General features: G+C 49.6%; 11 protein-coding genes. 6 read left to right on the top strand and 5 right to left on the bottom strand.

Annotated elements, in window-relative coordinates:
• Positions 1-158: 158 nt before the first annotated feature.
• Positions 159-443, top strand: a complete 285-nt coding sequence (locus EKN56_RS20010; protein WP_130593401.1) for a damage-inducible protein J — start codon at positions 159-161, stop codon at positions 441-443.
• Positions 440-739 carry a type II toxin-antitoxin system RelE/ParE family toxin gene (locus EKN56_RS20005; protein WP_130593400.1) on the top strand — a complete coding sequence of 100 codons (300 nt, stop codon included), beginning with the start codon at positions 440-442 and terminating at the stop codon, positions 737-739. Before EKN56_RS20010 ends, EKN56_RS20005 begins: the two co-directional genes overlap by 4 nt.
• Before the next feature lie 112 nt (positions 740-851).
• Here EKN56_RS20005 and EKN56_RS20000 read toward each other — a convergent pair whose 3' ends face one another.
• Together EKN56_RS20000 and fdhD are read right to left on the bottom strand one after the other, a co-directional pair.
• On the bottom strand, positions 852-2,171 hold the full coding sequence (locus EKN56_RS20000) for a sel1 repeat family protein (RefSeq protein ID WP_130593399.1): 1,320 nt from the start codon (positions 2,169-2,171) through the stop codon (positions 852-854).
• A 668-nt stretch (positions 2,172-2,839) separates the two neighbouring features.
• The gene (fdhD, locus tag EKN56_RS19995) at positions 2,840-3,619 is read right to left on the bottom strand and encodes a formate dehydrogenase accessory sulfurtransferase FdhD (protein ID WP_407656565.1); all 780 of its coding nucleotides are present in this window, start codon (positions 3,617-3,619) and stop codon (positions 2,840-2,842) included.
• A gap of 410 nt (positions 3,620-4,029) precedes the next feature.
• Here fdhD and fdnG point away from each other — a divergent pair, with 410 nt between their 5' ends.
• The 4 genes from fdnG to fdhE are packed head-to-tail and all read left to right on the top strand — an operon-like array spanning position 4,030 to position 9,527.
• Positions 4,030-7,083 (top strand): formate dehydrogenase-N subunit alpha, encoded by a 3,054-nt coding sequence (fdnG, locus tag EKN56_RS19990; RefSeq protein WP_130593397.1) that lies wholly within the window; start codon positions 4,030-4,032, stop codon positions 7,081-7,083.
• Positions 7,084-7,095: 12 nt separating this feature from the next.
• A complete protein-coding gene (gene fdxH / locus EKN56_RS19985) occupies positions 7,096-7,989 on the top strand; it encodes a formate dehydrogenase subunit beta (protein ID WP_130593396.1) in 894 nt (297 codons plus the stop codon).
• Positions 7,976-8,617: a formate dehydrogenase-N subunit gamma gene (gene fdnI, locus EKN56_RS19980; protein WP_267079638.1), complete on the top strand. Its 642-nt coding sequence runs from the start codon at positions 7,976-7,978 to the stop codon at positions 8,615-8,617. The genes fdxH and fdnI overlap by 14 nt, the downstream gene beginning before the upstream one ends.
• Positions 8,610-9,527 (top strand): formate dehydrogenase accessory protein FdhE, encoded by a 918-nt coding sequence (gene fdhE / locus EKN56_RS19975; protein WP_130593395.1) that lies wholly within the window; start codon positions 8,610-8,612, stop codon positions 9,525-9,527. The genes fdnI and fdhE overlap by 8 nt, the downstream gene beginning before the upstream one ends.
• Before the next feature lie 61 nt (positions 9,528-9,588).
• Here fdhE and EKN56_RS19970 read toward each other — a convergent pair whose 3' ends face one another.
• The 3 genes from EKN56_RS19970 to EKN56_RS19960 all read right to left on the bottom strand — a co-directional run bounded on the left by EKN56_RS19970 (position 9,589) and on the right by EKN56_RS19960 (position 13,472).
• Positions 9,589-10,446 carry a hypothetical protein gene (locus EKN56_RS19970; protein ID WP_130593394.1) on the bottom strand — a complete coding sequence of 286 codons (858 nt, stop codon included), beginning with the start codon at positions 10,444-10,446 and terminating at the stop codon, positions 9,589-9,591.
• A gap of 190 nt (positions 10,447-10,636) precedes the next feature.
• Positions 10,637-11,710, bottom strand: a complete 1,074-nt coding sequence (locus EKN56_RS19965; RefSeq protein ID WP_130593393.1) for an ABC transporter ATP-binding protein — start codon at positions 11,708-11,710, stop codon at positions 10,637-10,639.
• The gene (locus EKN56_RS19960; protein WP_130593392.1) at positions 11,703-13,472 is read right to left on the bottom strand and encodes an ABC transporter permease; all 1,770 of its coding nucleotides are present in this window, start codon (positions 13,470-13,472) and stop codon (positions 11,703-11,705) included. Before EKN56_RS19960 ends, EKN56_RS19965 begins: the two co-directional genes overlap by 8 nt.
• Positions 13,473-13,482 lie beyond the last annotated feature (10 nt).

Genomic DNA, 13,482 nt, shown 5'->3' with positions numbered 1-13,482 from the left:
GAACAGGAAAGGGATGGCGGATGCCATCCCTTGTAGAATGTAGAAATACTAAAATGCTGAACAAACATGAGCCAGAACGAAAACAATCATAAAACTGACAGGTGTACAGTAACGAACTATAATGACAACACAAATGACACCACAAAAGAGGGCGGGTTATGACCACAATCCATTTTCGCATAGATGAAGAAACCAAGCGTCTGGCAATGAAAGCGGCAGAACGCCATAAGCAAAGTCTGACTGAATTAATGCGTCAGCGGGCAGAGGAACTGGCTGCAGAAGAAAGAGCATATCAAAACAGTGCAAACGATGAATGGCTGGAACAGCAGATAAATCAGGCATTCAGTCGCTACGATGAAGGAAAGGGGGAGTTTGTCAGCAATGATGAGATGACCCAACAAATAGATACTCTGAAAAAATTGGCATCACAAGGCAAACTATGACTATTGTGTTGTGGGAAACTCAGGCGCAAATAGACAGAAAAAATATCTTCCTCTATTTGTACAGAGAGGCTGGGCTACCAGTAGCTAGTGCTGCAGATGAGAAATTCATTATGCTGGCTGGGCTGTTGGAAGATAATCCACAAGCTGGTGTCGTGGCGGGAAAGTTTGGAAAGCATCGTAAACTGACGGTTGCCAGATTTCCTTTTATTATTGTGTATGTGATAGAACCCGGTGAAGTTCGGATACTTCGAATTCTGCACACCTCAAGAAAGATAGCGAGTCGATACAGACAATAGTATCGAATATATTATCCCTTAATCGAGGCTGTGCGAGTAATCAAACAACCAACTGGCAGAATGTAAATAGACGTTAGTGACGCCAAAAGAGATGCCAAACACCACCCCTTCATTAATTAACTCTATCCGCCTTCAAATCCCGACACCCATTAAGCCACTTCTGCCTTTCAGCAAGACCAGCACCCCGCCAAAAGTTATTAAAGCTTCGCGCTTCTTCACTCCAGATAGCCATATCGGCAAGGTTATCTATTATATTTAATGCCGTTTCCGTATTCTCACCAATGCAAAGATGATGTGTAGCCTGCTCAAATAACGAATGATTACTGCCAATTTTTGCCAGCTTATTTTTCCAAAATTCAATGTCCTGATTATTCTGGCTATATTTCGCCTGCGATAACATCCATAACATAGCCGCTATATCCCCACCTTTTGCGGCTATTAAATAATGTGCTTTTGCTTCCTGTTTACTTTCAGGAATAGCGTTGCCTGATTCATATATTTGAGCTAATAACCTTTGTGCAGCAGGATCATTACTCTGCATCAAAGAATGAATCCGGGATTCAGGCATAACGGATGTATAAAATTCTCTGGGCCTATTCTTATACCAGGCAATGGCTCCTTTTGGCGCATCCTGCCTCTTTTCAGTACTATAAAAATAGGTTGTACCATCAGGGTATTTTATTGTTCTGCTGGAATATTTTTTTAAGTCCTTAGTACTGGATTCAAAAAAGGTATCAATTTGTACCCGATAATCCGAATCCATAACCGGCGTCAGCGTAATAGCGATATTTTTGGCGGCAGAAAAATTAAGAGAGTAGTCAGTTCGGTTGGCCTGAAACCATTCACTGGCTCTACTGTCACTGGTGACAAGCCGCCGTTCCTGAGTGCTGACACCATTATTCAGCGAATTAATATCGATAGGATAAATCGTTGGATTTAAAGCAAGCCTGTTAGCGTCTTCATCAACATTAGCACTGTCTGTAAACGTATAAGAATAGGATAATCCTTTATCATCCTTTTGGGGGGAAGTGTTATCTGTATAAACGAATGTGGCCTTAATGCTATCTAAACGCCATTTACAGCTTCCTATTGGCCCGGTAGGTACAGAGATATCGTATTTTTGACTGACGGATGACGCCCGGTACACTTTATTAATACTTGAAGAGATATCTTGTTCTATCCATTTAGGATGCAGAAAATCCCCACCGGGTGTAATCAGCCTGGTCTCTGAACATTGTGTTGAGCTGTAGCTGGAATGAAAATTTAATGCGGTATTCGGGGGTATGGAACCTTGTACCGACACCCTTGGACTATCCTGACTAATCAGCACATGGTTTATCGATTTATCATTACAACCGCTAAGTATACAAACCAATAACCCTATCCATAACACCCTTACTTTATTCACGGTTTGTTCCTTAAATATATTCATTCCAGCTATCTCTTAAACTACAAATAAAGTCCGATAGTGCCAAACAGCCAAACAGCCAAACAGCCAAACAGCCAAACAGCCAAACAGCCAAACAGCCAAACAGCCAAACAGCCAAACAGCCAAACAGCCAAACAGCCAAACAGCCAAACAGCCAAACAGCCAAACAGCCAAACAGCCAAACAGCCAAACACCCAAAACACCCAAACCAACTAAACCAACTAAACCAACTAAACCAACTAAACCAACTAAACCAACTAAACCAACTAAACATAAACGCAGCTAAACGGAGGGAGAGACGGGCGTGGGGGTCGACTTGGCGTAAGCCAACGAAGTGCCCGTAGCCCGGCTAGGCCCGGAGCACTCCGCACTCAAGTACAGATGGTCTACCGGCCGAGCACAACGGTTATATACTTACATTGCTATTTACGGCCGGAACATCCACAAGAGCAAACCAAACCCCAATCTCGAGCCGATGCACTCCGTACTCAAGTACAGATGGTCTACCGGCCGAGCACAACGGTTATATACTCACATTGCCATTACGGCCGGAATATCCACAAGATTAAATCCCGAGCCGACGCACTCCGCACCTAAATACAGATGGTCTCCCGGCCGGGCACAACGGTTATATACTCACATTGTCATTACGGCCGGAACACCCACAGAATCTAACTAACAATAATCCTCTCCGGACAGGTATAAACCGTCGCCCGCCCCGGCTTACTAAACCCCACCAACGTCAAATTACACTCCTCCGCCACCTTCACCGCCAGCGACGTAGTCGCCGAAACCGCAAACAAAATCTCCACCCCACACATCGCCGCTTTCTGCACCATCTCATAACTGGCACGGCTGGAAACTAACACCGCACCCTGCTGCCAGCCCTGCTTCGCCCGCACGCCCAACAGCTTATCCAACGCCACATGACGACCCACATCCTCACAGCCGCCCAGCATCTGCCCTTCAGAAGAGACCCAACCCGCAGCATGAGTACAACCGGTCAACTGACCCACGATTTGCACCTTATTCAACTGCGGCAACACACCATCCAACAGACCCAGATCGAAGGTTTGAGTAAACGGCAGCGGCTTAAGTGGGCGTAAAACCTCACCCAACTGCTCAACCCCGCATACACCACAACCGGTGCGACCGGCCATGGCACGACGCCTCTCCTTCAACCCGACAAAACGACGGGTAGCCAGCTCAATCTCTACCTCAATACCGTTACAACCGTTGTTGATATCGATACCGTAAATTTCCTGCGGCGACTCAATAATTCCCTCCGCCAGAGAAAAACCAATAGCGAATTCTTCCAGCTCTTTTGGCGTAGCCATCATCACCACATGAGAGATACCGTTATAGCTCAGAGCAACCGGAACCTCCTCTGCAACCCAGTCTGGCTCGGGTGCGTTTAAAGCGTTGTGTCGGCGCACGGTAAGCTGCTTCACACCAACAACAGATTGAGAACAGTCGTTTTGCACAGGGATATCGGTTTTCACGTATAGGCCTTCGAATATTGGGGACTTGATGAATATTATTTTCGGGTTAACATTAGAGGTACAAATGCAACGAAAATAGCCAACAAAAAGTTAATTTTTGTAACATTTACGAGATGGATCAAGTTAATCACTATTCTATCTTCGTACAATAATAATGTCTTTAATTGGTTAGTTGGAACAACTGGCGCATCTGGTGAAGAAGACAGTCTATTGGTTATATTTTTTCTTTTTTGGTTCGATTTGCTAAGAAAGCAATAACAAATTGCTAAATAATCCTTAAGCAAGCCAGTAACCGGCAAAGTGTTTGTACGTGAATTTATTCGAGCAATGTAACAGTAATAAGAAAAAAGGAGAAAACCATGCAGGTCAGCAGAAGGCAGTTTTTCAAAATCTGCGCTGGCGGTATGGCAGGTACAACGGCAGCAGCGCTGGGGTTTGCCCCTTCGATGGCGCTGGCAGAGACGCGTAGTTATAAGCTGTTACGCGCTCAGGAAACACGTAATACCTGTACCTACTGTTCGGTGGGATGTGGGCTGTTAATGTACAGCATGGGTGATAGTGCCAAAAATGCCAAAGCCAGCATTTTCCACATAGAGGGAGATCCGGATCATCCGGTCAACCGCGGTGCGCTTTGTCCTAAAGGGGCAGGGCTGATTGATTATGTTAACAGCGCAAGTCGTCTGAAATATCCGGAATATCGTGCTCCGGGCTCTGACAAATGGCAGAGAATCAGTTGGGATGACGCTTTTACCCGTATTGCCAAATTAATGAAGGCAGACCGTGACGCAAACTTCCAGCAAACTTCGGAAAGTGGCGTAACCGTCAACCGTTGGTTAACCACCGGATTACTCGCTGCCTCTGCTTCCAGCAATGAAAATGGTTTACTGACTCAGAAATTTTCGCGGGCGCTCGGTATGCTCGCTGTCGATAACCAGGCACGCGTCTGACACGGACCAACGGTAGCAAGTCTTGCTCCAACATTTGGTCGCGGTGCGATGACCAACCACTGGGTTGACATCAAAAACGCAAACCTCGTCGTCGTGATGGGCGGTAACGCAGCCGAAGCGCACCCGGTAGGATTCCGCTGGGCGATGGAAGCGAAAATCCATAACAACGCTAAGCTGATCGTCATCGATCCACGCTTTACCCGTACGGCCTCCGTTGCCGATTTCTACACGCCTATTCGTTCCGGTACTGATATTGCGTTCCTGTCAGGGGTTATCCTTTACCTGATGGAAAACAACAAGATCAATGCTGAATATGTGAAGGCTTACACCAACGCCAGCCTGCTGGTGCGTGAAGACTTTACCTTTGAAGACGGGCTGTTCAGCGGCTATGACGCAGAAAAACGTCAGTATGATAAAACCACCTGGAACTATCAGGTTGGTGAAGACGGCTTCGCCAAGCGCGACCCGACGCTGACCGATCCAAACTGCGTATGGAACCTGCTGAAAAAACACGTCAGTCGCTACACCCCTGAAGTGGTCAGTAATATCTGTGGTACGCCGCAGGATGACTTTATCAAAGTGTGTGAACTGATTGCTGAAACCAGCGCCGTCGATAAAACCACGTCGTTCCTGTATGCCCTGGGCTGGACCCAGCACTCCGTTGGTGCTCAGAACATCCGTACCATGGCTATGATTCAGCTGCTGCTGGGTAACATGGGTATGGCCGGTGGTGGGGTTAACGCCTTACGTGGTCACTCCAACATTCAGGGTCTGACTGACCTTGGCTTACTGTCACAGTCTCTGCCGGGCTACCTGACCTTACCGTCAGAAAAGCAGCCAACATTGCAAACTTACCTGGATGCCAACACGCCGAAAAAAGCGCTGGCGGATCAGGTGAACTACTGGGGCAACTATCCGAAATTCTTTATCAGCATGATGAAGAGCTTCTATGGTGATAAAGCCCAGAAAGACAACGATTGGGGCTATGACTGGTTGCCAAAATGGGATCAGGGCTACGACGTTCTGAAGTATTTCGAAATGATGGATCAGGGCAAAGTGAATGGCTATGTCTGCCAGGGCTTTAACCCGGTTGCTTCGTTCCCGGATAAAAATAAAGTTGTTCGCTCACTGTCGAAACTGAAGTATCTGGTCACCATTGACCCGCTGAACACCGAAACGGCAGAGTTCTGGCAAAATCATGGTATGCAAAACGACGTGAAACCAGCGGAAATCCAAACCGAAGTGTTCCGTCTGCCTTGTACCTGTTTTGCTGAAGAAGATGGTTCTATCGTTAACTCCGGTCGCTGGTTACAGTGGCACTGGAAGGGCGGCGAACCACCGGGAGAAGCCAGAACTGATGGTGAAATCCTGGCCGGTCTGTTATTCAAAATCCGTGAGCTGTATGCACAGGATGGCGCTAACGCCGTCGGTGCTGAGCCACTGATGAATATGACCTGGAACTATCTGGAGCCAATGCATCCTCAGTCTGAAGAGATGGCGAAAGAGTCTAACGGTCGTGCCCTGGCAGATATCACCGATGCCACCGGCAAAGTGATCCTCAAGAAAGGCCAACTGCTCGACAGCTTTGCTCAACTGCGGGATGACGGTACCACCTCCAGCGCCTGCTGGATTTACACCGGTAGCTGGACTGAAGCAGGTAACCAAATGGCCCGTCGCGATAACTCTGACCCATCCGGTCTGGGTAACACGCTGGCATGGTCATGGGCGTGGCCGCTTAACCGCCGTATTCTGTACAACCGTGCATCAGCGGATGTTCAGGGCAAACCATGGGATCCAAAACGTAAGCTGATAGAGTGGGATGGCGCTAAATGGACAGGGATTGATGTTCCTGACTACAGCGCGGCACCTCCGGGCAGTGATGTTGGTCCGTTTATCATGCAAAACGAAGGCATGGGCCGTCTGTTTGCCACCGATAAAATGGCCGAAGGTCCGTTCCCTGAGCACTACGAGCCGTTTGAAACACCAATCAGCACTAACCCGCTGCATAAAGACGTGATCTCTAACCCGGCAGCCCGCGTATTTAAAGCGGATCTGGCGAATATGGGATCGGCGAAAGACTTCCCATACGTGGGTACCACCTATCGCTTAACGGAGCACTTCCACTACTGGACCAAGCACTCCGTACTGAACGCCATTACTCAGCCGGAGCAGTTTGTTGAAATCGGTGAAGGTCTGGCTCAGGCGAAAGGTATTCAGCACGGTGATACGGTGAAAGTCAGCTCTCAGCGTGGCTATATTGAAGCCAAAGCGGTAGTGACTAAACGTATTCGCACCCTGAAAGTTAACGGTCAGGATGTGGAAACCGTCGGTATTCCGATTCACTGGGGCTTTGTCGGTGCAGCCAAAAAAGGCTATCTGGCTAACACCCTGACACCGTTCGTCGGTGATGCCAATACGCAAACGCCAGAGTACAAGGCGTTCCTGGTTAACGTGGAAAAGGTGTAACGGAGAGAAAATATGTCAATGCAATCTCAAGACATTATTAAGCGTTCCGCCACCAACGCTTTGACGCCGCCTCCACAGGTGCGTCATCACCAGGAAGAAGTGGCGAAGCTGATTGACGTCACCACCTGTATCGGCTGTAAAGCCTGTCAGGTGGCCTGTTCAGAGTGGAACGACATTCGTGATGAAATCGGTCATAACGTGGGTGTCTACGACAACCCGGCAGACCTGAGCGCCAAATCATGGACTGTCATGCGTTTTTCTGAAGTGGAAGAAAATGGCAAGCTGGAGTGGCTGATCCGTAAAGACGGTTGTATGCACTGTAGCGACCCTGGCTGTCTGAAAGCGTGCCCGTCTGCGGGTGCGATCATTCAGTATGCTAACGGTATCGTCGACTTCCAGTCAGAACACTGTATCGGTTGTGGCTATTGCATCGCCGGTTGTCCGTTCAACGTTCCTCGTCTGAATAAAGAGGATAACCGGGTGTACAAATGTACCCTGTGTGTCGATCGGGTAACCGTAGGTCAGGAACCAGCCTGTGTGAAAACCTGTCCGACCGGCGCCATTCACTTTGGCACCAAAGAGGCAATGATTCAGCTGGCAGAAGAGCGTGTTGCCGAGCTGCACACTCGCGGATATGAGAACGCAGGTCTGTACAACCCGGCAGGGGTTGGTGGTACACACGTAATGTATGTGCTGCACCATGCTGATCGTCCTGAGCTGTATCACGGCTTACCGAAAGATCCGGTCATCAGCCCGGTGGTTGGCTTCTGGAAAGGTGTTCTGAAACCGCTGTCAGCAGCCGCATTTGTTGCCAGCTTCGCAGGCCTGATTTATCACTACATCGGCGTTGGGCCGAACAAAGTAGATGAAGACGATGACGAGGAGGAGGATCATGAAGAAAAGTAAGATGATTAAACGAGTCTCGTTTATCGATCGAGCGTGTCACTGGACAGTGGTCATCTGTTTCTTTCTGGTGGCGTTGTCCGGTATTGCGATGTTCTTCCCGACTCTGAGCTGGTTAACCCAGACGTTTGGTACACCGCAGATGGGGCGTATTTTACACCCCTTCTTTGGCGTACTGATTTTCTGTGTGCTGGTACTGATGTTTTTCCGCTTTGTGAAACACAACATCCCGAAGAAAGAGGATATCAGTTGGTTCGTCCATATTGTTGACGTACTGAAAGGCAAAGAGCATGAAGTGGCTGACGTGGGTAAATATAACCCGGGTCAGAAGGCGATGTTCTGGAGCATTATGGGGTTAATCCTTGTTTTGCTGGTGAGCGGCGTGATTATCTGGCGTCCTTACTTTGCTGAGTTCTTCCCGATATGGGCTATCCGCTTAGGTTTAATGATCCATGCCGTAGCGGCTATCGTGCTGATTCACGCTATCCTTATCCATATTTATATGGCATTCTGGGTGAAAGGTTCTATAACCGGGATGATAGAAGGCAAGGTCAGCCGCAAGTGGGCCGCCAAGCATCATCCTCGTTGGTATCGTGAAGTTGTAGCCGAGGAAGAAAAAAAGAATGAGTAGTATCCGCATCGTCTCCCCGGACGAAGTGGCAAAAACGGCGGGAGCAATCCCGCCGTTGTTATTTGCCAATTTAAAGAGTCTCTATTCCCGTCGTGCTGAGCGCCTGCGCCAGCTGGCTGAAAACCATCCGTTAGGTGACTACCTGAAGTTTGTCGCGACGGTGGTGGATGCCCAGAGCCATGCTCAACACGATCATCCGTTAAACATTGACCTCTCCGAGACGCTGAAAACCTCGGCGGCCACCGGAAATCCACCGCTGTCGGTGAAGTATTTCCCACGCACTCAGCACTGGCAACAGCTGCTGTCGGCGATTATCGCCGAGCTGGAGCCGGAAGCGCCGGAGCATGTATTACCGGTTCTGGAATCGCTGAAGAAGATGGGCACTCAGGAGCTGGAAAATCTGGCCACTGACCTGCTGACCGGCGAAATCGGTAAAGTAGGCAGCGATAAAGCGCCATTCCTGTGGGCGGCGCTGTCGGTTTACTGGGCGCAAATGGCGACTCAAATACCGGGCAAGGCTCGCGCTGACTATGGCGAAGGCCGTCATAACTGCCCAATCTGCGACAGCGCACCGGTAGCCAGCATGGTTCATATCGGTACGGAAGCGGGCTTACGCTACCTGCATTGCAGCCTGTGCGAAAGCGAATGGCATATGGTACGGGTGAAGTGTTCCAACTGTGAACAAACAGGTAAGTTGAATTACTGGTCGCTGGACAGCGAAAGTGCCCCGGTCAGAGCGGAAAGCTGCGGCGACTGTGGAAGCTACCTGAAGATTCTGTATCAGGAGAAAGATCAGTACGTTGAGCCGGTGGCCGATGATTTAGCCTCGCTGGTGCTGGACGCCAAGGTAGAAGAAGAAGGTTTTGCCCGCAGTGCGGTGAATCCGTTCCTGTTCCCTTCGGGAGAGTAGTTTAACGCCGCTGTATTTTAACCGTTATCCCGGCTTTTTATCGGGATAACGGTTTCATCGTTTATTGAAGATGGGAAGACGCTGCTCCGGCGTGAGACCCCTGTTGAAACATCTGTTGCTGCTGTAACGTCCAGACCCCGCACTCATTCCAGCATACCTTTTCTTTTTTCCGTTCAATCATATAGTTAGTAAAAAGGCCGGTCTTCATCATTCGGTTGAGGAAAGCAAAGGATTGGTCGTACTGTTTCCAGTTAATTTTTTGCGCGACGATGTCCGCCGTAAGCGGCGTCATTTGCACTTTATCCAGATAGCCAACTTCACAGGCCAGTGTATAAACATGGGCCTTATACAGGATCTCAATATGCCTGAGGTGGTCAGCTAAATGCTTATCGGCAAGCAGCGGAGCCATTTTTTTAGGATGAACCTGCGCAATGGCCTGTAACGCGTCGTTAATGGTGTGAATATCAATGTCAGCCAGCAAATTCTGGTATTCCGTTGCCGAATGATTGTGTTTAATAGCAATCAGCAGCGGAGGCGATATCTTGAATAATTCAACAAACTGCTTGGGGGTCAGGTAGATTAACAGCAGTTTGAACAGAACAACTGCCCGGTAGTGATTCAAATCTTTCGCACCGTTAATGGCAAAATCATCGGCTAATATTTCTCTTAACGACCTCTTCTGCTCTTCGGAGTAATAACCCGGCATATGATTTTCTGGGGTAAATTGATTATTAAAGAAAAACTCTAAACAGCGCAGGGGTTGTGCGCAGGCAACCAGCTTAAGCTCAGCCGGAGTATGCTCATTTCGTTGCTGCATCAGCTTATCCGTATTGAGCTTATTCAGATTTTTCCGTACCGATTTAATAAATGCGCGGGCGATAATAATAAAAACGATACTTGCGAAGATCGCTATGATCATAGTTCATTCCATTGATTAGCTAAACTCACACCGAATGCATATTAAGACAGAATGGTGGAGAAGGGATATGAAATTTAATCCCAACCCATTCGTTCGGATGGGTTTACCCGCTTGAAGAAGTGAGCGCCCTTATCCCGTTACTGCCTGGCATAAGAGCGCTTATCAAGGTATTAGTTAACCCGAAAAACGATTAACCAGGGAATATCCACACCTGATCCGCCGGCATCGAGAGCCGACAGTGGCTGCCGCTGGCAGGTTTGGTGGTGCCGAAAGCCCTCAGTACCGGAGAGTCTTCATTAGACTCACGGAACAGGTACTCCCAGTGGCTACCGAGGTACATACCGGTAAGCAGCGGCAGTTCCAGACTGTTCTGTTCGGCCGCGTCATTGAGTTTCACCTGCTCAACGCGGATCACCGCCGTGACGTTTTGCCCGACTTTCAGCGCACCTCCCGGCTTTCCCCACAGCTTCCAGCTATTTCCCTGAATACAGGCGTAGTCACCGGCAAGTTCAGCAACATGGCCATAAAGCCGATTGTTGCTGCCCATAAATTCGGCACTGAACAGGGTGGTGGGAGTAGAGTACATCTCCTGAGGCGTGCCCTGTTGCTCAATCACACCGTTATTCAGCAGCAGAATACGATCGGAGATTGCCATCGCTTCATTCTGATCGTGAGTCACCATCAGTGCTGATAGCCCCAAATCAACAATCAGACTGCGCAGGAACACCCGCGCTTCTTCGCGTAGCTTGGCATCCAGGTTGGAGAGTGGTTCGTCCAGCAGCAGCACCGGCGGGTTATAAACCAGCCCCCGACCAATCGCCACCCGCTGTTGTTGCCCACCGGATAGCTGATGAGGGTAGCGCTGGCCTAAATGGCCCAATCCCAGCTGATCTAATACCGCCTGAACCCGCTGTTTTATTTCAGCGGTTGGGGTTTTGCGTAGTTTAAGTGGATAGGCGATATTGTCGAAAATGGTCATATGGGGCCACAGCGCATAAGACTGGAAAACCAGCCCCAGATTACGCTCTTCCACCGAGATTTCCTGATTGGTGTTGCCGTCGTACACCACCCGATCCCCAATGATAATACGACCCTTGCAGGGGGCTTCTAATCCGGCAACGGCACGTAACAGCGTCGTTTTTCCACTGCCCGATGGACCGAGCAGCGTAACAACTTCGCCTTTTTTCAGCTGCATCGAAACCCCTTTTAATACCGGGTTAGTGCCGTAATTTAAATGCAGACTCTCTACTGTGAGTTCAGTCATTGAGTTTTACTCCAAAACGCAGTGCGATGCCTAAGCCGAACATGACTAAAACAATATTGATAAATGACAGGGCGGCGACGATATCGACGGCACCGGTAGCCCACAGGGAAACCAACATTGAACCGATGGTTTCTGTGCCCGGTGACAGCAGGTATACGCCAGTTGAATATTCCCGCTCAAAGATCAGGAACATCAACAGCCAGGAGCCAATCAGGCCATAACGGGCCAGCGGCACGGTAATCTGTCGGGTAACCTGACTGCGCTGTGCGCCGGTACTGCGAGCCGCTTCTTCCAGCTCTGCTCCTACCTGCAACAGGGCTGAGGAGATTAGCCGCAGGCCATAGGCCAGCCATACCACGGTATAGGCTAACCAGACGCTAAAGATGGTATTGCGGGTTGCCCGCATCCAGACGATAACGTTATCCCGCATCCACTGAGCGCCGGGCAGAACCGACATATAGCCATTCTCCAGCGACCTGTCCATCCACATCGGGGTGAACAGGAATACCCATAAGAAGGCCAGACCCGCCAGGATTCCCGGTACCGCCCGAGGGATCAGCACGCTATAGTCGAGAAAACGCGTGGTACGGTCCGGCTTACGGTGCATCGCCAGGCCAATAAAGGTGTAGCAAATTACCGCCAGCGCTCCGCCGAATACGCCAATCGCCACCGAGTTAACAATGGCCCGAATCAGGTTAGGCTGTGAGAACACCGTGCGGAAGGTATCCAGCGAAAGCTGATCAAATAGCGAAACACCTACCCCCCAGTTAGAGACAAACGCCCGCAGCAGTATGCCGGTGAGTGGCACAAAAATAGTCACAATCAGCCATAAGATAACCACGGCCGCAGACACCCAACGCCATTTGCCTAACGGCAACACGTGAGCCTGTGAGGCTTTGCCTTTTACCGTGACGAAGCGGTTAGCGGTACGCATTAAGCGGCGCTGTAGCATGATCAGCGGAATGGTAATGTTGATCAGTACTACCGCCACCACCGCCATCAGATGGTAAGAGGGGATGCCCAGCTTGTTGGTCAGTTTGTATAAGTAGGTTGCCAGCACCAGGTTACCTTCCGGATCTCCCAGTACTAACATCAGGCCAAATACTTCCAGTCCGAGGAAGAACAGCAACACGGTGGCGTACAGAATCGCTGGCCTGACCATTGGCAGGCTAACGGAAACCATCACGCGAAACGGTGAAGCACCAGAGATGCGCGCCGCCTCTTCCACATCGGAACCCATATTACGTAACGCGGAGGCGATATACAGATAGGCGTGTGGCACATGCATCAGACCGGCAATAATGATAATGCTGGTCATGGAGTAGATGTTCCACGGCACAAACCCGAACAGATCCTGCATCCACAGCGAGAAAAACCCCACCGGACCGGCGGCAACCACGTAGCCAAACCCCAATACCATTGGCGAGACAAACACCGGCACCAGAATCATCGGTTCTATCCAACGGCGACCCGGCAGATCGCTTCTGACAATCAGGAACGCCAGAATACCGCCCAGAGGAATAACAATAACCACCAGCCCGATAGCCAGAATAAACCCGCTTTTCAGCGCTTTATAAAAGTCCGGATCGTCAAACACGAAGCGGTAGGCATCGAGGCTGAAGGTTTTGTCAGGAACAAAAAAAGGAGCAGACAGAAAGCTTTGGGTGACAATAAGCGCTAAGGGGCCGTAGATAAACAGTGCCGTTAGCATCACTACTACACCGCGCGGCAAACTCTGCTTTATTTTGCGCAACGAGTACATGATAAAACCC

The sequence above is a fragment of the Limnobaculum zhutongyuii genome (assembly GCF_004295645.1).
Lineage (GTDB): Bacteria > Pseudomonadota > Gammaproteobacteria > Enterobacterales > Enterobacteriaceae > Limnobaculum > Limnobaculum zhutongyuii.
Note: the sequence above shows the minus strand (reverse complement) of the source record. Positions and strands in the feature narration are given on the sequence as shown.

Bases quoted from the DNA above. Each gene is read 5' to 3' on its own strand.
- EKN56_RS20010 (WP_130593401.1), top strand. From the start codon at position 159: ATGACCACAATCCATTTTCGCATAGATGAAGAAACCAAGCGTCTGGCA.
- EKN56_RS19965 (WP_130593393.1), bottom strand. From the start codon at position 11,710: ATGACTGAACTCACAGTAGAGAGTCTGCATTTAAATTACGGCACTAAC.
- fdxH (WP_130593396.1), top strand. From the start codon at position 7,096: ATGTCAATGCAATCTCAAGACATTATTAAGCGTTCCGCCACCAACGCT.
- EKN56_RS19960 (WP_130593392.1), bottom strand. From the start codon at position 13,472: ATGTACTCGTTGCGCAAAATAAAGCAGAGTTTGCCGCGCGGTGTAGTA.
- EKN56_RS20000 (WP_130593399.1), bottom strand. From the start codon at position 2,171: ATGAATATATTTAAGGAACAAACCGTGAATAAAGTAAGGGTGTTATGG.
- fdnI (WP_267079638.1), top strand. From the start codon at position 7,976: ATGAAGAAAAGTAAGATGATTAAACGAGTCTCGTTTATCGATCGAGCG.
- EKN56_RS20005 (WP_130593400.1), top strand. From the start codon at position 440: ATGACTATTGTGTTGTGGGAAACTCAGGCGCAAATAGACAGAAAAAAT.
- fdhE (WP_130593395.1), top strand. From the start codon at position 8,610: ATGAGTAGTATCCGCATCGTCTCCCCGGACGAAGTGGCAAAAACGGCG.
- EKN56_RS19970 (WP_130593394.1), bottom strand. From the start codon at position 10,446: ATGATCATAGCGATCTTCGCAAGTATCGTTTTTATTATTATCGCCCGC.